This window comes from Microbispora sp. NPDC049125, assembly GCF_040802045.1.
In the GTDB taxonomy this organism is placed as follows: domain Bacteria; phylum Actinomycetota; class Actinomycetes; order Streptosporangiales; family Streptosporangiaceae; genus Microbispora.
On the sequence record NZ_JBEZDW010000002.1, the window covers coordinates 1 to 17813 of the forward strand.

Sequence of the window (17813 nt, forward strand, 5' to 3'; positions counted from 1 at the left end):
ATCGGTCAACTCGATCGGTACCGCGGACGGGCCCGGATTCCCCATACGCATCAGGATAAGTATTTATCCGACGAATTTCAGGCGTATGGCACTAGCGCCACTATGAGCGCGTTGATGAGGTTGGATTTGCCCGATTGGGTGGCGCCGGCGTTCATCCAGTGCGGGATCAGCCGGAAGTCCATGCGCCAGGCGGCGCCGGTCTCCAGGACCCCGACGACCGGCCGGAGCAGGTCCTCTGCCCGCCACCCTTCCCGTGGCTCAGCGGGTGGGGCGGCGGGCGCGACGTGCGCTAAAGGGTCGCGGTTGATCCCTTGGATGGTGACGCGTCCGGGCCGGGAGCCGACCACGCGGACCGCCTCGATCCGCCAGGCGTGCGCGAGCCGTTCGCACACCTTGGCGTAGTCGTCGGGCACCTGCCCGTCGAGCAGGTGGAAGGTGATGCGGAAGCCGTGCCGGACCGGGCGGGGCAGGCCCATCCACGGTTTGGTGTCGACGGCGACCCGCTGGAAGCGCCGCTTGACCCGTACGACGCCGGTCGAGGCGACCAGGCCGGGAACGGTGGTGAACCACCAGCGGTGCCGCTTCTTGGTCAGGCCGCAACCGGACGCGACGTGCCGCCAGGACCAGCGCAGCCACACGGCCTTGCGGGGGAAGACGAACAGGTACCAGTACGAGACCGGGGCCCAGCGCCGCCAGGCGATGAGCGTGAACAGGGCGGCCAGGGTCCACAGCAGGGGGCGGGGAAGGTCGGTCATCGGTCCGCTCCCGTCCGGTGCGCGGCGGCCGGGGCGAGGGACTGGGCGCGGTAGGAGATGCCCCACCGGTCGCCCTGCTCCCAGACGTAGCCGACCAGGCCGATCGGGATCACCTGCTCGCCGGGGGAGATGGCCGGTTCGGGGGTGATGGCGACCTTGACCAGCTCCATGCGGCTCTGCTCGTCCTCGATGAGCAGCGTGACTTCGTACATGGTGTTGCCGTCGCGGTCGCGCTTGATCTCGCCGGTCTCCTTGTTGACCAGGCGGGGGCGGGCGGCCTTGGCGCAGATGATGTGCAGCTTGGAGACGTCGACGGGGATGGGGATGGTGCGCATGATCGTTCCTTTCAGTTCATGAGCTTCTTAGAACTCATGGTGTACTTAGCATTCCATGTTGTCAAGGACTGCTTGGAACTCTTGGTTGGCGTGGGCGCCGTGCTGTGGTGAACTGGAGGCAAAGAGAGGGGGCCGGGATGATCGAGAGAACCGGGCGTCCTGCCTACATGCAGATCGCCGACGAGCTACGCGGGCAGATCCGGAATGGATCGCTGCCGCCGGGTGCCGCGCTGCCCTCGATCAACCAGCTCTGCGAGCGCTACGAGGTGTCCTCCAGCGTCATCAAGGCGGCGATCAGTGTCCTTCGTACCGAAGGGCTGATCATCGGCCAGCAGGGCAAAGGCGTGTACGTCCGGGAACAGGACGCCGACGGCCCGGCTGAGACGGGCGGCACCGCCGTCCTGGAGCAGCTTGCCGAGATGCGCGCGGTGCTCAAGGACCTGGGGGACCGGATCGCCGATCTTGAATCTGCTGTCTACCCAGAGTCGAAGCGATCTGGTGGACGCGGCAAGTGATCTCTTCGAGCTCGGCGCGGATCGACTGAAGCTCGGCGATGACCCGCCGGGTGGTCTCGTCGCTGGCGTTCACGGTGTCTCCCTGGTGAGTTACGGTCCGGGTTTCCCCTCGTGCTGATGCCGTTAGTTCACCGTGAGCGCGGGCTTTTCTGTATCACGCACTCTTAACTAAGCTTCTTCACGCCGTCTCATCAGCGGTTTACACGTACGTTTTCACATGCACCACCGCACGCCCCACCCGAAAGAGTGACCGTGAAGGGATGCAATGAAGGCGACCCAGCGCACCGGCTGGACCCCCTCCCGTCTGCGGGAACACCGCGAGGCGCACGGCCTGACCCTGGAGGCCGCCGGCGACCGGCTCCGGGAGGCCGCCGGCCGGCACGGCCTGGCGGTGCCCGCGGCGAACTTCCAGACGTTATGGGGACATGAGAACGGCTCGATATATCCCGGGCCGCATTACCGGCGCGCCTACTGCCTCATGTACCAGGCCACCGAACCGCAGTTGGGATTCCGGCCGCCCCTACCCGGCGAAACGGAGAAAGCGGAAATTATGATTTCCGATTTGCCCGCTCCCACCGACCCGGCAGCCGACAACGCCGCCGCCCAAGTCATCGAAGAGACATTGGCCAAAGCGTCGGTCGGCGGCCTCCAGCCCGGCAACCCCCAAGAGATCGCCCTGCGCAACCGCATCGTGGACGCCTGGCGCCGCCGGCACGGCGGCGGCAGCCCCAAGCCCATCCTCACCCTCGTCGGCGGCTACGCCGGATCGGGCAAGACCGAGTTCTCCCGCTTCCTGTCCGACATCACCGGCTGGGCGTTCCTGGACAAGGACTCCATCACCCGGGCCATCGCCGAACGGCTCCTGGTCTCCCTCGGTGGCGACCCCAACGATCGGCACAGCGACCTGTACCTGACCGAGGTCCGCCCGCTGGAGTACCGGTGCCTGATGGAGACCGCGTGGGACAACCTCAACGTCGGCACCTCCGCCATCTTGTCCGCGCCATTCATCACCGAGTTGAACGACGAGGCGTGGTTCAAGCGCCTGGAGAACAAGTGCGCGGCCAAGGGCATCGACGTCGCCGCGATCTGGGTCCGCTGCGACGCCGAGTCCATGCGCGAGTACATCGAATTCCGCGCCGCCGCCCGCGACGCCTGGAAGCTCACCAACTGGGAGACCTACATCTCCGGTCTCACCACCGACGCCAGCCCGCCCACCGCACACATCACCGTGGACAACCGGTTGGGCTCGGCGATCACCCTTGCCGACCAGACCCGCGAGGCGCTCAAGCGGATCTTGACGTGACCGCACCGCCCATCGGGATTGTCCTGTACGGCCCGCCCGCCGCAGGCAAGAACACCGTGACCGCCGCACTGCACCGGATCGATCCCCGGTTCCGGCTGCTGCCCAAGCTCAAGGCCGGCACCGGCCGCACGGATGGCTATGAGTTCGTCACCGCCGAGCGGCTCGACGAGCTGCGCCGCGCGGGCCGACTGCTGCTGGAGACCCACCGGTACGGCAACGTCTACGCCGTCGACCGCCAGCACATCGAGGACATGACCGACGCCGGAGGCGTGCCGGTCGCGCACATGGGCAACATCGCCGACCTGCGCCGCCTCATTGGCCGTACGCCGGATGCCTGGCTGCGCGTGCTGCTGTGGGTGCCGCGCCAGGTCACTGAACGCCGCTCCAAGGAACGCGGGGACGCCGACACCGCCGAGCGGCTCCAGGCGTGGGACGAAACCCTTGTCGACCTCACCGCCCACACCGACGAGGGGTTCTTTCACCTGCGCATCGACACTGACGGGTTGAACGCCGAGGCCGCTGCTCGGGAGATTAGTGAGGCGTTCCGTTCGCTGACGAGGGCCGCCGCTCCTCACACGGTGGACCATCGGGAGGAAATGGGCGCACGCCGTCAGGGATGAGATCAGCGCGCCACCAGGTGCCGCACCCGACGCATGCCGCGCCACTGGGGATGCCGTCGCCAGAGCCGTCCCAGCGCACGTCCAGGTGACTGCAAGTCCCCACCTTCTCCGCTTGCGATGGTGCGTTGAGTGGTGGGGGAGGACCGCCGCCGTCATCGGGCCTGGCCCATGAGGATCTGCGTCCACAGTTGCTCGGCCTGGGGTGCGCGTGTCCAGTCGCTCTCTTGGACGAGCACGGCGTCGGAGCGATAGAGGCGTCGGACGAACAGCAGTCCGCCGGCCTGGCACAGCTCATAGACGATCGGCTGGCAGTCGCAGGTGTGCCGGCGAACGCGGACACGCTCGGCCCGAGGTAGGGAGTCGCGCCAGTTGATCCGCGTGTAGCCGTCCTGCGGCGAGTTCGAATGAAGGCCCAGGCAACTTGCGAAGAGTTCCAGGACGCCGGGCGGCGTCGACTTGCCGCGCACCGAAGGCGAAGGCAGGGTCACGACGTCTCACCGTCGAAGGGAGAAGGCGTCTGACGCAGTTCGGCGTAGCGCGCGGCGATCCGGCGCGCCGCCGTCTTCACCGCCAGGGCCCGGCAGCCGGTGTAGATCCATCGCCCGGTACGGTCCGACACACGGCCGGTCCACCAGCGATAGCGCCAGCCGTCCGGCCCCCACTCACACCACACGACGAGGTGCAGCCACACCGACAGCAGCGCCACGCCGTCGCCTGCGTGCAGGTCAGCGGCGACGCCGAGCCGTTCCAACTCAGTCCGGAGCTGCTCGGCCGTCACGGTGCCGGGGGAGCGGTGCGCCGTCGCGGGTCTGTTCACCGTTTCACCCCCACGCCGCCGTAGAAGGGCACGTCTCGGTCCCAGGCGTGCACATGGTCATCGGGGCGCCAGCGCCGTACGTTGATCAACCCCGGCGGGACCAGCTCCACCCCGTCGAAGAATCGGGCGATCTCATCGACTGGCCGCAACACGGCCGGGGCGTTTGCCTGGCGGTACTGACGCGCCCCATGCTCCAGTTCCGGGCGATGCTCCACGTGCGACAGCACGAGATACGAGCCGGCCGGAAGCGCGTCGACCAGCGTCCGTACGGCGGGGAAAGCGCCGTGATCGTCGGGGATGAAGTGCAGCACCGCGACCAGCAGTACGGCCACCGGCTGGGACAGGTCGAGCAGCCCGCGCATCTCCGGATGGGTCAAGATGTCATCCGGGTTGCGTACGTCCCCGGCGATCACCCGGGTCTGTGCGTCTTGCGCCAGCAGCGCTCGGGCATGCACCAGCACCATCGGGTCGTTGTCGACGTAGACGACGCGGGAGGCGGGATTGGCACGCTGGGCGACCTCGTGGACATTGTCCTGCGTCGGCAGGCCGGCGCCGATATCGAGGAACTGGCAGATGCCCGCCTCAGCGGCCAGGAAGCGCACCGCGCGACCGAGGAATGCCCGGTTGGCCCGCGCGATCTCCCGCGTCAGCGGCACTCGGCTGATCACTTCATCAGCGCGCTCACGGTCAACCGCGTAATTGTCCTTACCGCCGAGGTAGTAGTCGTACATCCGGGCGACGTTCGCGGTGGTGAAGGGGGAGATCCTCTGGTGAGAGGCGAGGGGGTTCCCAGAGCCGGTCATGCGCTCAGCATAAAAGGCATTGCCTACCCTTGCCTACCCCTGTTCATCGGTACGTGTCGGAACGTCCTCTCACGTGACCTAACGCACCGGTCCTTATCGTCACTCCTGTGATCCATTTCCGGCCCGATCAGCCCAAGTCAGAGCAGGTCCTTGCCGAGATGCGCCGACGTATCAAGGCTGGCGACTACAAGCCGGGCTACCCCATCCCGGGCGAACCGCGCATGGCCGAGGAATTCGGGATCGCACGCCGGACCGCCCGCAAGGTCATCAACGCCCTCATAGAAGAGGGACTCGTCTACACCGTACGCAACATCGGGACCTTCGCCGCCGACCCCAACACCGGTGGCCCGCCGGAGCAGATCTCACCCGAGCCCGAAGTCGAGTAGACCCAGACAAGCAGAGCACCAGGCCAGACCGTCCAGCGGGTGTCGGACCTCGGTTCATGCTTGACGCTCGGCCCCGCCTGCAGCTTTACATGATCACGAGGTGGCTACCGACTCAAGCTCTACGCGGATTGACCATCCTGTCGCCCGCGACACCTCCGCTCATGCCGATGACAGTGCAGTGCCTACCGTCAGAAGCTGACGACCTCACGCGGGTATTGGGACGATCTGATTGCGTCGGTCTGATTGCGCCGGGGGCGGGATGCAACAACTAGGGCTGCATTGTTCGCGGCGCACCGCTACGGTCAATGGTCCGGTCATCGCGAGGACGATGTCATCTGAGGAGCACATGAACGAGCCCTTTGCGCCAGACGATGCCGTTGGGCCCGAGGGTGAGGGGACGCCTGCGTTGGCTGCTGCTCTCCAGGACGCGGGCGCCAAGACTGCGGGGGAGACTGAGCGGGGTTCGAGTACCTACGCGACCGGTGGCGGAGGGGTTTCGTTCGCGCATCGTGTCGCGACGGTCTACCTGGCCAGCGTATTGACCAAGGCCCGGCGGGCCGAGGCATCTGAGCTGCCGGTGCGAAGGGTGTCGTTTCAGACCGGTCCGGCTCACCCCGTTGATGACCTTCTTCTCGAGTGTGGCGACGACGCAGCAGAGGTGACGCTCGCCGTGGCTTGTCGGGCAACGCCGAACTTCGTCCAGAGCGATGACAAGACGGTGAAGCTCGTCAAGTCGTTACTCGCCGAGGTGGAGAAGTTCGACAGCGATTCCCACCAGGTGGCGGTCGCGACCGCCGGTTGGTCCAATCAGTGGGAGCAGCTTGCGACGGTGTGCGACATCGCGCGAGCCAATAATGACCTGAAATCGTTCCAAGCGTCCATGGATGTCGATGACCGCTGGTCCAAGCCAGTGCGTGAGCGGCTCAGTCAATTCCTAAAGATGGTTGATAAGGCTGTCGAAGGCGGCATCTCACCCGAGAAAGCTCTACAGCTGGCATGGCGGCTCCTTGGTCGGCTGCACGTGCTCAGATTCGCTGTTCAGAGTCCGGACGAGGGTGACCGTACTGCGGTGGCGACATCGCTGGACGGTGTCGCCGCGGCACAAGTTGACGGGACCGTGGTCCGGGATCGGATTGAGGTCGAGGCAACCCGTTACGACGCGACCGGCGCCGTGGTGGACCTCAATCTTCTGCGCCGCGACCTTCACGTCGTCTTGGACTCGGCCGCGACCCGGAGGCAGCGCGCGTGGACGGTAATCGCTGAGCACCGAAAGTTGGCCCTTGCCGGTGTGCGGACCACCATCGGTGATGAGTCGTCCGGCGGACCGGTCGAGATCGCGTTCACCGGCCGTCGCGAGCAACTTGCAGAAGCTCTGCGCGCAGCGGGAGCTCGAGGGTCGGCTCTGCTGATATCTGGTGAGTCCGGCATCGGCAAGAGCGCGTTGACGCTGTCAGCCATCGAAAAGCTTGAAGCCGCGGACCCCGCAGGATTCGAGGCGGTGGTGGTGAACTTCCGCAGCTTGCCACAGACAAGCTTGGAGCTTCATGCCGTGCTCGGGATGTCGATGGCGCAGGTACTCGCGGAACTTTCGGCACCAAGCCGGGTCCTCGTTGTCGACGCTGCTGATGCGGCACTGGAGCGGTCCGCTGGTCTGTTGAGCGACCTGGTGCTGGCCGCGGCTGCCGCGGGTGTCGGGGTCGCCGCGGTCACGTCTGACCAGGCATCCAGCTTCGTACGGGAGCAGCTGGAGCTGGGCTTCGGGAGGCCCATTTCGTCCTTCACGATGAAGCCGCTGGAGGACGAGGACATCTCGGTCGTCTCGGACCACTTCCCGCTTCTGCGTGCAGTCCTGCGGGACCTGCCTGCGAACTCGCTTTTGCGACGGCCCGTTGTGTTGGACCTCTTGGCACGGACCGGGTTGGAACCTGATAGCTCAATGGGCGAGTGGGAGTGCCTGCAGTTGGTGTGGAGCAAGGTTGTACGGGGCGACGGGCGCCCGGGCGTCGGCTCGGCGGAGGCCCGCGAACAGACCTTGCTCGCGGTGGCAGCGTCAACAATGCAACTGCCCGAAAACCGACGACCTGGTGCCGGCATTGACGCTGCAGCGGTCGATGCATTAAGGCGGGACCATCTGCTCGCGCCCGCGAGCCCATATCGAGACCAGCCGGAGTTTGCGCACGACGAAGTCCGGCGGTATGCGACCGCCATTCTTCTAGTCCGCGGCCAGAGCCCGACCGAGTTGCTGGGAGCAGCTGGCGTGCCCCGGTGGGCCCTGTCAGCCGCCACACTCGCATGCAAGGGATTGCTGAAAGCGCCGAGCGCTCGACCCATCCGAGTGTTCGTCCAACTGCTCTCGCAGTTCACGTTGTTCGCGGCAGCGCACGGGCCCAGGTGGGCTGACGTTCCCGTAGAGGCGGTCTTGGAGACGCGGTCCGCGTACGAGTGCCTGAAGGCAGCGTTCGCGAATGAGTCCGTTGGCCTCGTACTCGGTGACGTGGTTCGGGTGGTTCAGCAGAGGCACAAGGTAAACGCGTTGGTCGACCCCGGCATCTCAACCCCAGTCGTGCAGATTCTCCTCGATGAAGAAGCGCCGTGGGACGTGTCAGAGGAGTCGTTCGAGCTGCTCGCGGACTGGTTGCAGGCTCTGTCCTTGGCCGACGTACCGGCGGGAAACGAGCTGCGCATCAGGCTGCGGGGCCGCCTACTTGCCTACTGGGGCTCGTTCCCTCCGCGCGACACCAGCGGTGACGTTCCGCCCAGCTGGATGCCCGAAAGGCGTCGACGTCGGCGCAAGCTGGACTACCACCTCACAAAGGCAGAGTTCGTTGAAACCTTGGCGCTGCTCGGACCGGACATCGACGAAGCCGCCGAAGCGTGTCTTCGGGCAATCGCCGATGACGCACCGGCGTTCCTGGCCCCGGCTGCCGACTCGCCGTTGAGCGCCCGAGCCTTGGCGCAGAAGAACCCGGAGCTGCTAGCGACGTTGATGGAGGCCTACTACATCGACGACGAGCACGGTTGGCACCGCGATGAGGGCGTCCGGGGGCATCAAGGCCGCTGGACCAGCTTTGGACCACCGTTCTTCCAGTACTACTTTGGTGGATTCTGGCAGCTGTTCCAGAGCGCACCCTTGCGCACATCGGTACGGGTGCTGAACAACATCTTGAACAGCGGCGCGCGGGCGCGAGTCGAAACGCCGTCTCGGCTCAACTCAACCGGCGTTTTCGCTAAACCGGTCGCCGAACCAGGCGCAGAATCCGAGGCCGAAACCAACGGCGCAGACGAAGAGGGCGAAGACCAGGGTGCCGTCCTGAACCTCGACGGCACCGCCCGCTTGTACGTCGGCGACAGCCACGTTTGGAGCTGGTACCGGGGCACATCAGCCGGCCCGTACTCGGCAATGAGTGCACTCCAGGCGATGGAACGCCTCGCTGACGGATGGCTGAGCCAGGGTGTGTCGCCGAGGAAGGTCGTCGAGGTACTCCTAAACGGATGCGAGAACCTGGCGGTCCCGGGGATGCTGTTCGGTCTGCTGGTGCGCCACTTAGAGAACGTCGGCAGCGAGCTTGACCCGTTCCTCGCTGAGCCGGTCCTTTGGGAGCTGGAGTTCGGCCGCCGGATGAGTGAGTACTTTGGACTGCGAGCTACAACCGAAGGCCTCGTGAACCTGGAACGTCGCCAGTGGACACCGCGTGAGGTGGCCGCGTGGCTGATGACTCACGGCGGGCAGGAGCGCGCCGAGGTTTTGAAGAAGGTCGCCGAGCAACTCGTCGAGAACGGAGACCGCCTCGGCATCAGCCCCGAGCTGACGAAAAACTGGGCCGCAAGCCTGGACTCCGACCAGTACCGAATCACTCAGCATGGCGATCAGTACTACATCGAGGTCGTTCCGCCACCTGAGATCCAGGCCGCGCAAGAGACGCACGCGGCGTACGAGGAGCTCGTGCAGACCACCATGCGACTGCAGAACCGGTACTGGGGCTCGGCCAAGTACGAAGCCGACTACGTGCCACCCTCCTCAAAGGAGATCGCCGCGGACCTGGCCGCCGGCCGTTCGTTGCTCGAGTCCGATGGAGACCAGATGCCGACCCGACCCATGGACGCGGTAGCCCACGTCGTCCGCGCAGCGGTCGAACGAGCCGCGGCCGGTGACATCGACGCGCTGGGCGGCGAGGGGACCTTCGCGACCGAGTTCGTTCTCGGTGTTGCGTTGTCGTTCCAGGCCGCCAAGGACCAGCGCCACGAGGGTCAGTACTTCGACCTCGGCGCCGACCGGGCCGTGGCCCAGGCCCTGCCGGCGTTCCTCACATCTGCGATGACCGCACCCCTAGAGGCCGCGGGAGGCTCGACCGATGATGTTGCCGAGGCCGGCTTCGCGATGGCAGGCAAAGCGTCCCTGGAGACGCGGCTATACCTGGCGCGCGGATGCGATCTCGTCTGGGCAGCGCCGTGCCACGGCGACCCATGCGTCCACCGGACAGCATTGAACTGGTTGGCTGAGTCCGCTCGTATCGCAGAGATCGGGCCGTGGGACCAACACGCCCAGCGGCGGCCGAACGTCCAGATTGTCGGCGACGTCGCCGAACGCCTTCAGGAGTTGGCTGGGGACTCCATCGACATCGCCGTGCTCGACGCAGCCGTACGCGGACTCGGCGCAGCCGCGTCCTCGGACCACTGCTGCACTGACGACGCAGCGACGCTGCTCGCCGCCCTTCTCGACGTCGAGCGACGTGCCATGGTCGAACAGGAAGAGAAGGGCTGGACCGCGGACGACCGTGGGACGCACACCCTCGTCGCCGCACGAGCCCTGCTCGAGGGCTTTGCAAAGAACGGTAACGGCAGGCCGGTGCTCGAACACCTCGATGTCCTTCGCGCGGACGCAGGACTGATGTCGAACTTCCTGCACGGTCTCGCGGCAGTCGGCGCAGAGAACGAACGCCTGGCTGAGGCTGCCCGAGGTGTTTGGCCATTGTTGCTGCGCCACGCCATTGGGTACCTGAGCGACGACCCGAGCCCCTATCAGGACCACCACTGGGGCGACTGGGCCGCCGCTGCCCTCCTGCCGGACCCGCTTCCGTGGACGCAAGGGCTGTACAACGAGGTCATCGGTGCACCCATCGACTGGGTCCGTGCTGAAGACCTCGTCGGGCTGATCGACGACTGGTCACCCGCCGCCCACGGACAGGTCAAATGCGTCGACGGGCTCATCGGCATCCTGCGGAAGCTCTCGGTGGAGGTGCAGGTCACTCGCGGCCTGCGCTGGGTGTCCGACCTGTGCATTCAAGACGGCCGGGTCACAGTCAAGCAGTCGCGGCTGTCGAACAACTGGCTCAAGGAGGTTCGCAGTACGGCGGAGGAACTCGGCCATCTGAACGAGTGGCAGATGCTTGTCGATTCCTTGGTCGTCGCCGGGAACGAAGGACTGGCGCCGCACAGCAGGTGACGTCTCAAGGCCCCTAACCAAACTTTCCTGAGAACTTCCGGATCCGCCGCGATCCGCGCGGCTCTGCCGATGGTCGGACGTCTGCCTGCGGTTATATCTGCGCTGTTCTCGGTTCTCCTGACCCGCGCGGCTACTGGACATCAGACCGACTTGGCGCGCGAAGCGCGTTGGGTGGGCGGCACTCCCCTAGCGCGATGGGATTACGGAAATCCGGCGAGCCGTGCGCGGGGCGTGTGCAGACTGAGTGCATCGTCAGACGGACGGAGGTCGAAGCGATGGCAACGACATCAGCAACACTCCCCGAAGGCGTCATCGAGGTCGACGGGATGCTCTGGAAGCCGAAGCCCGGCGCGACCGCCACGGCCAAGAAGTTCATAACGGCGCGGACGCGCTTCGTTGAGATCAACTGCGAAGGCAGATGGAACCCGTGGGTAATCGACGAGCGCCGGGCCGAACTCGATGAGGCGATCGCCATCATGGGTCAGTGGACACGAGCCGAACCCGGACACCGCCGGCTGACGACGAAGCAGCTGGAAGCACGCTGGGAGCGCGAGGACCGCAAGCTGAAACGAGAACGCGCCGCTGCCGACAAACAGCGCGAGGCCCGCAAGCAGCACTACGACCCGCAACGGGCGCAGGCACGGCTGTCGCTCATCGAGAACCAGTCCATCCTTGACCACCTGCAAACGGAGCTGGCTGCGTTCCGGGACGGCTCGCGCTACCCGGGCATGGAGCCGGTCAAGCGCCAGAAGGAGATGGCCGAGCTTGAGACCAAAATCGAGCGTGTCCAGAAGTTCGTGAAGCACCTTGAGGCCGAAGTGGGTGACCCGGAGGAGGTCCTCGATAAGAACGGCTGGTTGCCCGGGGAGCGGCGCGAGGCCTTGCTCTTTCAGTACAAGTACGACCGGGAGTTCGCGGTTCGGGACCTGCGGAAGCAGCTTGCCGAACTGCAGTCCACCTACAAAGCCTCGAAGGACCGAAAAGAGCGCTCAGACCTGCGCTTCAAGATCAGCATGGCCCAGCACAAGCTCGACGATCTGCTGGCAGTTCCCGAGCTTGCCGCCAAGCAGATGTGCAGCGAGTGCGCCACGCCGATGTTCAAGCACGGTTGGGTGACACCACCGTATGACGGCCCGTGTCCGGCTTGGCCAGGGTGGGCGAAGCGGATACAACGGGTGCGGGAGATGCTCAAAGCTGCTGGCGAGGCGAGCAAGGGGCGCAAGAAGCCATCAGCGTCGCCGCCCCCTAAGCCGGAACCGCTGGCCGTCATCCCGTCGGGGTTGCCGATTGCGGAGATCACGGCGCGCCTGACCGAGCTGCACAAGCAGTTCCCTGATGCCGAGGTGCGGCGCGGACGGGCGAACCGATGGGAGCTGTGGCCAGCGAAGAGCTAAACCGCGATCTTGAAGCCTGTCTGAAGGCCATCCACCGCCCTCGTGCCGATGAGCGTGCGCCACCCCGTCTCGGATTTGGGAACCCAAAGAGGTACCTCGCGTTTGCGGCTTGCGGTCATCAGAGTGCTCCGGATCCTGTCGCAAGGCCATGACGGAGTGCCCGGATCTGCCGCAAGTCGCACACCCGGCACGCCTACTGGTTGATCGGGACAACCATCAACCGAGGCTGCAGTGTCAAGCATCAGCCGAAGCAGGACACGCCATCCAGCCGGTGCCGGATGAGGACTTTCTCTACGTCTTTGAAGCGGCCCGCCTACGGCGGCCCGCGTCGCGCGCTGGTCGGCCAGCCGGCCGGGCTGCGGCTCTTCGGCCGGTCCCGGCCGGCGCCGCCCGCGCGCTCCAAGCCACCAAGGCGGAACGTCGGACGGTCCAAGCCCACCACCGCGGCCAGCATGACTACCAGGGCGACACAGTCCAGCGCGCCGAGGCACTTAGACGGAAGAGCCGCAAGGGGCTCCGCCCCCTGCGCCCCCGGCCCTCCTCGGAGATGGGGCGGAAAAGGGTGCGGGTGAGGGGCGGTCACCTCCTCGTCGGCCACCCCGGAGGGATGCCAGACCGGCCGCCCAAGGTCAAGCCGTCGAGTGCGGGCAGGGCAACCAGCAGGCGAGGAAAGTCGCCGGGAGGCATGTACACGCGAACGACGGCTTGACCCCAGGCGTCCGGCCCGGCATGGCTGCGCCTGCCCGACGAGGAGATGACCACCTGGTGGCCGCTGTTGAAGCGGCGAGACGCTGGCTCCCTCGAAGCCAGCGGTGGGTTCGACCTTGCATCATCTTCGCTTTGACAACAAGCCCACCATGGGTGCGGTCACCAGCCACAGGCCGCTGAGCTGTACGGCTCACGCCCAATGCCGTCAAGGCCTAGCGATGACCTCCACGCTTCGACGTAATGCCGATCTTGTGGGAGTACCAGAAACCTTCGCTGTCTGGTTGACACCCGAGTACGGTTAGCGGTGTCCCCCTGCTTGTGGAAGATCAGGAGTTTGGTATGGCGTACGAATACAGCAAAGACCCGAAGGGGCCTGGCTGGGAGGAGAAAGGGCAGAAAACTACGTCGGAGCGACCTCCACCGCCGAAGGACTCGCCCCCGCCGTCTCGTGTTCCGAAGACGGAGAAGGAGAAATAGCGTTAGGAAGATCGCGTTGACGGATGCTCACATAGGTGACAAACAACGTGACAATTCGGCGAGCTGAGATACAGGCGACACTGGCAGGATAGTCAACGGGCTCCGCCTCGTTTGGCAGCCTGTGCTTCAGTGGTCCTTCCAGTATGAGATCGCGGTCGGGAGTGTCCTCGGCTGACCTGTTGAAGGAGGTGAGATAGCCCTCAACGGAGGATCCGTCGTCCAGCAGGCATACCACATGCCTATCAAGGCCTGGGTGCCAGATCTCGAACATTTGCCACCAGGCAGAAACTGTCGAGGAGTGCGGTTGCCGGAGGAGCCAACGACCTGCAGCTGCGGCAGCGAGCACCGCGATCAGTAGGAGCCCGACGCCCCAAAGCCCCAGCGAGGCGTAATGAGTCCTGACGTAGGCAGGTCCGTCCCGAATGAGACGTCCAATGTCAGGTGTCCATTCGGCCGCAAGGACGCGCATGAGGGCGAACACGCCCAGCACGGCTAGCTCGGCGATCACGCTGACGAAAGCTATGACGCCCGTCTCTCGGAACGGCGACAGCCGCCGCTCGGTACTCACGCGCTCCCGAACCACCAGATAGGCGAACCCCGGAAGCAGAAGCACGACGAACAGCAGCAGTCCCGTGAAGGTGGTGGGCATTACTGATCACTCCTTGCGACGGGATTGAACACTGACACGCTACATACGCAGCGTCCAGTAAGTGGTGCCGGCCGAGCAACCGCGCCCTCAGCGCCCGGTCTGCCGCTTCGCGATGCATTGACGGCAGACGTCAGATCAGGACAGACACACTGTCCCAGTCCTATGCGGCGATGCTCGACTAAGAGCCGGCCCACCACTCGGACGAAGGGCCGTGCCACCACCGCGGAGCCTTACGTCGGTTGCCCCAAACCTCGACCGCCCGAGATAGCTCAGTCTGCAGAGAATCGGATATGTGGGGAACGCGGTCCTCAAGAACTGACTGACTAAATTGCAGCGCGTGACGATAATGCTCAGGGTATGCCTCCGCTCGATCAACAGCCTGATCGGCAAGTGCCCCCAGTCGCCGATGTAGCGCTTGGCGAGAAACCCCGTAACGTGCCGCGAGAGCGTCCCATGACATGCCGCTATACGTGAATAACGCACATGATAAAGCCTCAACAGTTCGAACTTCTTCGCTGAGATTAGCCATTGGCCAATAGCGAGGATTGTTCGCCGCTGGCGAGCAGGGATCTGCTATCGCATTGAAACTCGAAGAAAGGGACATAGCGAGGCCGGACCGCGCCAGCAGGAGCCGCTCTAGACGCTTGTTCATCATGCCTCCATACCAGCGTATCCCCAGTAGAACGTCAACACTTTGATGACAGTCCTCTGGATCGCCTACGGGACTCTTGACATGGAGGGGCGGCCCCGGTGGAGACGAGAGCCGCCCGAATGTTCATCTAGTCCTACGGAGAAAGATGAGACACCTCGAGCGTACCCTGGACTCGCTGGTTGACCAGGGCCCTGGAGCTGCGGTTTTTGCCACAGCTGCATGGATCTTCATCTGGTTTCCACAGATGGCCAAGTCCGATGCCAGCACGTCTACCCATCTCGTCATGTTTCTCGGCGTCGCAATGATTGCGAAGTTCGCCGCGACGTCCGGTAAGCAGCAGGCCTGCCAGTGCCGAGAAGCGGCTCATAAGCGCCGGAAGTCCGCAGGCAGCAACACCCGTACCGAGTAACGGACTGCGGTTGCTTCCACAGAAGTGGGGATGCCAGACCAGGCGCAGGCCAACAGCCCATTTCCGCTGACGCCTCTCCGTGCTGGTCACGCCGCCGAGCCGCCAGATTCTCCGCGAGTGACCAGCCGAGTGACAACCGCTGCAAGTCTAGGAAACGCCGGCGAACGACCAGGACGGCAAGCGGATGCAAAGCACTAAGTTGAGCACCTCGTAGTCACGTCCGATTGGTGCGCATCGCAGGAGTTAAGGCCCGGTTTCTGATCAACACGGACTGTTGTGTGGTCAAAGCCAGGACGCTTGAAGTCGCGACGTGCAGCGGCTCGCGCTATTCGATCTGGACAACACCGTCATGAACCTGAACGAAGCCTTTGTGGTGTGGGCTGCGGAGTTTGCCGATGAGCATGGCATGGGATGCGAGGCGGTTGACTGGGTGGTCCCGCTGGACCAGGCTGGCTGCCCGCATCGTGACGTGTTTTTCGCCAAGGTTCGCGAGCACCTCGCCTTGTTCGAGTCGGTCGAGGAGTTGTGGAGCCGCTACCGGAAGCGCATGCCGTACCTCGTCCGCTGTCGGCCGGGGGTGACGGAAGGGCTGTCCCGCCTTCGCGTGTCCGGCCGGAAGATGGCCATCGTTACCAACGGGACGGCGGACAAACAGCTTGGCAAGAACCAGCGGATAGGACTGGTCTAGGCCGTCGGCGCTTACGCGCTCTCTGGGATCGAAGGTACCTGTAAGCCCGGGTGTCTGGCAGGCTGGTGGGGGATGGATGGTCGGGGACCACCCCTCAAGGACATCGGCGGGGGACGGGCCGCCGGCCTCCGTAAGGTCTGGGCGACCGGGGGATGTCGCAGCACCAGGAGCACGGGACCGACCATGTTGTCACGGACGTGCTCCAGGCAATGGAGATTCTGCATAGCGAGCGCTAACTCGGGGGGGCGACGCTGCCCACAGGGAGTCCTGTACACAGCGCCGTACAGCAACACCGCCTTACGCACTCACACCCCACCTTCCCGCATCTACCATCCGACCAGGGCGCAAGCTCGCCGACCTGGATACCGCCTCTCACTACGAATCAGGAGATTACGGTTTCGATTACCGCTGGCCATCAGGTCGCCGGCGGTAGGCGCCCGCGCGACAGCCGGTTTGCGGGCATAGGGGGGCGAGGCGCTTGGGTGGTGTCTTCGCTGCGATCTTCATCACCTGGTCGTTTTGGAGAGTTCGCTCACATACTTTTGGTGTCTCGCGAGTGCCGCGGTGCGGAAGATCTCGTTTAGCTGCTTCCGGGTTCGCCCGCGGGTCACCCGTTCGTGACAGTTGGCGCATAGCGCGATCATGGTGTCCGGGTGATCCCGGCCATTTTGAGCGTGCTCTTCGATGTGATGAACCTGCAGCAGTGGCTCCCCTTTGTCACTGACATCCTGCAAGTAGCCGGAATCGGGGCAGGATGGATTCTCGCATCGCGTGCCCGCACGGTTGAGAACGGCGTCACGTGCCCGTGCCAGCCGGATCCGCCGTTCCCCCTGCGTTTCGATCCGGCGGAGGCTGCGTCCAGAGCGCTCAGCCTCCTCTGCGATCTGGCATAGGTCCAGGTACCGATCTGGTGCCTGGGCCGCCATGACTCGGAGCAGTTCCAAGACCGCCGCAGACCGCTTTGCTGCCGATGCGACCGGAGCTGGGTGCTCGCACAGCGAGTAGCGGCGCTGGTCGGCGTTCCACTGACCGAGGTAGCACGAATAGGCGAGTTGTGCGCACTCGAATATGGATTTACCCAGATCGCCGAGTATGTCAACGTGTTCGATCGCCAGGGCGCCGTCTTCGAGGCAGTCACCCCCGCGGTCGTACTCGAGTTCACAGAAGAGCACACTGTAGGCGCGACTGCGGCCGAAGGACACCACACGGTGGTCGGCAAGTAAAGTTTTGATCTCTCTCCGAAGTTGACGGAAGGTAGGCGCGACCGCTACGGCGTGGGGATCCAGGCCGAGGGCGATCAGTTCCTCGGTGGGAAGATTTCCCCAGGTGGGGCAGACAAGCGTGTCCATCAGCAGCTTGCCCCTGGTAGTGCAGATAGCGATCTCGCACAGCGCCGCTCGCTCGAGTGGGTCAGTCACATCGAAGTTCCCGACGGTGCTCATCTCCAGGATGAGCGTGCGCGGGTCGTTGAGCACCGAGTCCGCCCACCCCGCCGCCTCCCTACGATCCTCGACCTGCTCATCCGGCGAAGGGGGTTGAGTTAAGGGCTGCGCATGCACCTCCGCATACAGGGATGTGCATGGGTAAGTGAAGCCGAACTGGTCACCCGTAAGTGGCCCGACGATCTCGTACCACCACTCCTGCTCCCTCTCCCAGTCGAATCTCCCGCGCCGTCCACGTAAAGCGGCCCAGTTGATGGGCACAGGTGCCCCGTCCAGCAACGCCGGTCCGATCTGCAGTGCGTCTGGCCGGAGTGCGTTCCGTGGGCGCAGACCCCGCTGGGCGAGCTGGGCTGTAGTAGCTAGACCAAGGGGAGTCATAGGCCAGCGGTCGAAGCCGGATCCTTTCCCCGGGTTGTC

At 64.9% G+C, this 17813-nt stretch carries 15 protein-coding genes; 8 read left to right on the top strand and 7 right to left on the bottom strand.

The window, feature by feature from the left end; all coding sequences use genetic code 11:
* Positions 1-77: 77 nt before the first annotated feature.
* Together AB0B72_RS02380 and AB0B72_RS02385 are read right to left on the bottom strand one after the other, a co-directional pair.
* Positions 78-755: an FtsK/SpoIIIE domain-containing protein gene (locus AB0B72_RS02380; protein WP_367736481.1), complete on the bottom strand. Its 678-nt coding sequence runs from the start codon at positions 753-755 to the stop codon at positions 78-80.
* Positions 752-1090, bottom strand: a complete 339-nt coding sequence (locus tag AB0B72_RS02385; RefSeq protein ID WP_367736482.1) for a hypothetical protein — start codon at positions 1088-1090, stop codon at positions 752-754. Before AB0B72_RS02385 ends, AB0B72_RS02380 begins: the two co-directional genes overlap by 4 nt.
* Before the next feature lie 167 nt (positions 1091-1257).
* Here AB0B72_RS02385 and AB0B72_RS02390 point away from each other — a divergent pair, with 167 nt between their 5' ends.
* The 3 genes from AB0B72_RS02390 to AB0B72_RS02400 all read left to right on the top strand — a co-directional run bounded on the left by AB0B72_RS02390 (position 1258) and on the right by AB0B72_RS02400 (position 3528).
* Positions 1258-1605, top strand: coding sequence for a winged helix-turn-helix domain-containing protein (locus AB0B72_RS02390; protein WP_367736483.1), 348 nt, complete (start codon positions 1258-1260; stop codon positions 1603-1605).
* Between the two features lie 265 nt (positions 1606-1870).
* Positions 1871-2908: an AAA family ATPase gene (locus AB0B72_RS02395; protein WP_367736484.1), complete on the top strand. Its 1038-nt coding sequence runs from the start codon at positions 1871-1873 to the stop codon at positions 2906-2908.
* Positions 2905-3528, top strand: coding sequence for a guanylate kinase (locus AB0B72_RS02400; RefSeq protein ID WP_367736485.1), 624 nt, complete (start codon positions 2905-2907; stop codon positions 3526-3528). The genes AB0B72_RS02395 and AB0B72_RS02400 overlap by 4 nt, the downstream gene beginning before the upstream one ends.
* A gap of 152 nt (positions 3529-3680) precedes the next feature.
* On the opposite strand, the gene AB0B72_RS02405 is transcribed toward AB0B72_RS02400, so the two are convergent.
* Genes AB0B72_RS02405 through AB0B72_RS02415 form a run of 3 tightly spaced genes read right to left on the bottom strand, consistent with a single transcriptional unit; the run spans position 3681 to position 5148 of the window.
* Complete coding sequence (locus tag AB0B72_RS02405) at positions 3681-4016, bottom strand: hypothetical protein (RefSeq protein WP_367736486.1); 336 nt, start codon at positions 4014-4016, stop codon at positions 3681-3683.
* A complete protein-coding gene (locus AB0B72_RS02410) occupies positions 4013-4345 on the bottom strand; it encodes a hypothetical protein (protein WP_367736487.1) in 333 nt (110 codons plus the stop codon). The genes AB0B72_RS02405 and AB0B72_RS02410 overlap by 4 nt, the downstream gene beginning before the upstream one ends.
* The gene (locus tag AB0B72_RS02415) at positions 4342-5148 is read right to left on the bottom strand and encodes an SAM-dependent methyltransferase (protein WP_367736488.1); all 807 of its coding nucleotides are present in this window, start codon (positions 5146-5148) and stop codon (positions 4342-4344) included. The genes AB0B72_RS02410 and AB0B72_RS02415 overlap by 4 nt, the downstream gene beginning before the upstream one ends.
* 107 nt (positions 5149-5255) lie before the next feature.
* Between AB0B72_RS02415 and AB0B72_RS02420 the strand changes: the two genes are divergently transcribed.
* The 3 genes from AB0B72_RS02420 (at position 5256) to AB0B72_RS02430 (ending at position 12371) form a co-directional block, all read left to right on the top strand.
* A complete protein-coding gene (locus tag AB0B72_RS02420) occupies positions 5256-5534 on the top strand; it encodes a winged helix-turn-helix domain-containing protein (protein ID WP_367736489.1) in 279 nt (92 codons plus the stop codon).
* A 346-nt stretch (positions 5535-5880) separates the two neighbouring features.
* On the top strand, positions 5881-10977 hold the full coding sequence (locus tag AB0B72_RS02425) for a hypothetical protein (RefSeq protein WP_367736490.1): 5097 nt from the start codon (positions 5881-5883) through the stop codon (positions 10975-10977).
* 275 nt (positions 10978-11252) lie between these two features.
* Positions 11253-12371: a hypothetical protein gene (locus AB0B72_RS02430; RefSeq protein WP_367736491.1), complete on the top strand. Its 1119-nt coding sequence runs from the start codon at positions 11253-11255 to the stop codon at positions 12369-12371.
* A gap of 1108 nt (positions 12372-13479) precedes the next feature.
* Here the strand turns inward: AB0B72_RS02430 and AB0B72_RS02435 are convergent.
* Positions 13480-14205 carry a DUF6338 family protein gene (locus tag AB0B72_RS02435; protein ID WP_367736492.1) on the bottom strand — a complete coding sequence of 242 codons (726 nt, stop codon included), beginning with the start codon at positions 14203-14205 and terminating at the stop codon, positions 13480-13482.
* A gap of 797 nt (positions 14206-15002) precedes the next feature.
* On the opposite strand from AB0B72_RS02435, the gene AB0B72_RS02440 reads away from it, so the two are divergent.
* A complete protein-coding gene (locus AB0B72_RS02440; RefSeq protein WP_367736493.1) occupies positions 15003-15266 on the top strand; it encodes a hypothetical protein in 264 nt (87 codons plus the stop codon).
* A gap of 310 nt (positions 15267-15576) precedes the next feature.
* A complete protein-coding gene (locus AB0B72_RS02445) occupies positions 15577-15954 on the top strand; it encodes an HAD family hydrolase (protein ID WP_367736494.1) in 378 nt (125 codons plus the stop codon).
* A gap of 506 nt (positions 15955-16460) precedes the next feature.
* On the opposite strand, the gene AB0B72_RS02450 is transcribed toward AB0B72_RS02445, so the two are convergent.
* Positions 16461-17657 carry an HNH endonuclease gene (locus AB0B72_RS02450; RefSeq protein WP_367736495.1) on the bottom strand — a complete coding sequence of 399 codons (1197 nt, stop codon included), beginning with the start codon at positions 17655-17657 and terminating at the stop codon, positions 16461-16463.
* Between the last annotated feature and the right edge of the window lie 156 nt (positions 17658-17813).

Coding starts and splice junctions, on each gene's coding strand:
- AB0B72_RS02380 (WP_367736481.1), bottom strand. CDS start 755: ATGACCGACCTTCCCCGCCCCCTGCTGTGGACCCTGGCCGCCCTGTTC.
- AB0B72_RS02385 (WP_367736482.1), bottom strand. CDS start 1,090: ATGCGCACCATCCCCATCCCCGTCGACGTCTCCAAGCTGCACATCATC.
- AB0B72_RS02390 (WP_367736483.1), top strand. CDS start 1,258: ATGCAGATCGCCGACGAGCTACGCGGGCAGATCCGGAATGGATCGCTG.
- AB0B72_RS02395 (WP_367736484.1), top strand. CDS start 1,871: ATGAAGGCGACCCAGCGCACCGGCTGGACCCCCTCCCGTCTGCGGGAA.
- AB0B72_RS02415 (WP_367736488.1), bottom strand. CDS start 5,148: ATGACCGGCTCTGGGAACCCCCTCGCCTCTCACCAGAGGATCTCCCCC.
- AB0B72_RS02425 (WP_367736490.1), top strand. CDS start 5,881: ATGAACGAGCCCTTTGCGCCAGACGATGCCGTTGGGCCCGAGGGTGAG.
- AB0B72_RS02430 (WP_367736491.1), top strand. CDS start 11,253: ATGGCAACGACATCAGCAACACTCCCCGAAGGCGTCATCGAGGTCGAC.
- AB0B72_RS02435 (WP_367736492.1), bottom strand. CDS start 14,205: ATGCCCACCACCTTCACGGGACTGCTGCTGTTCGTCGTGCTTCTGCTT.
- AB0B72_RS02440 (WP_367736493.1), top strand. CDS start 15,003: ATGAGACACCTCGAGCGTACCCTGGACTCGCTGGTTGACCAGGGCCCT.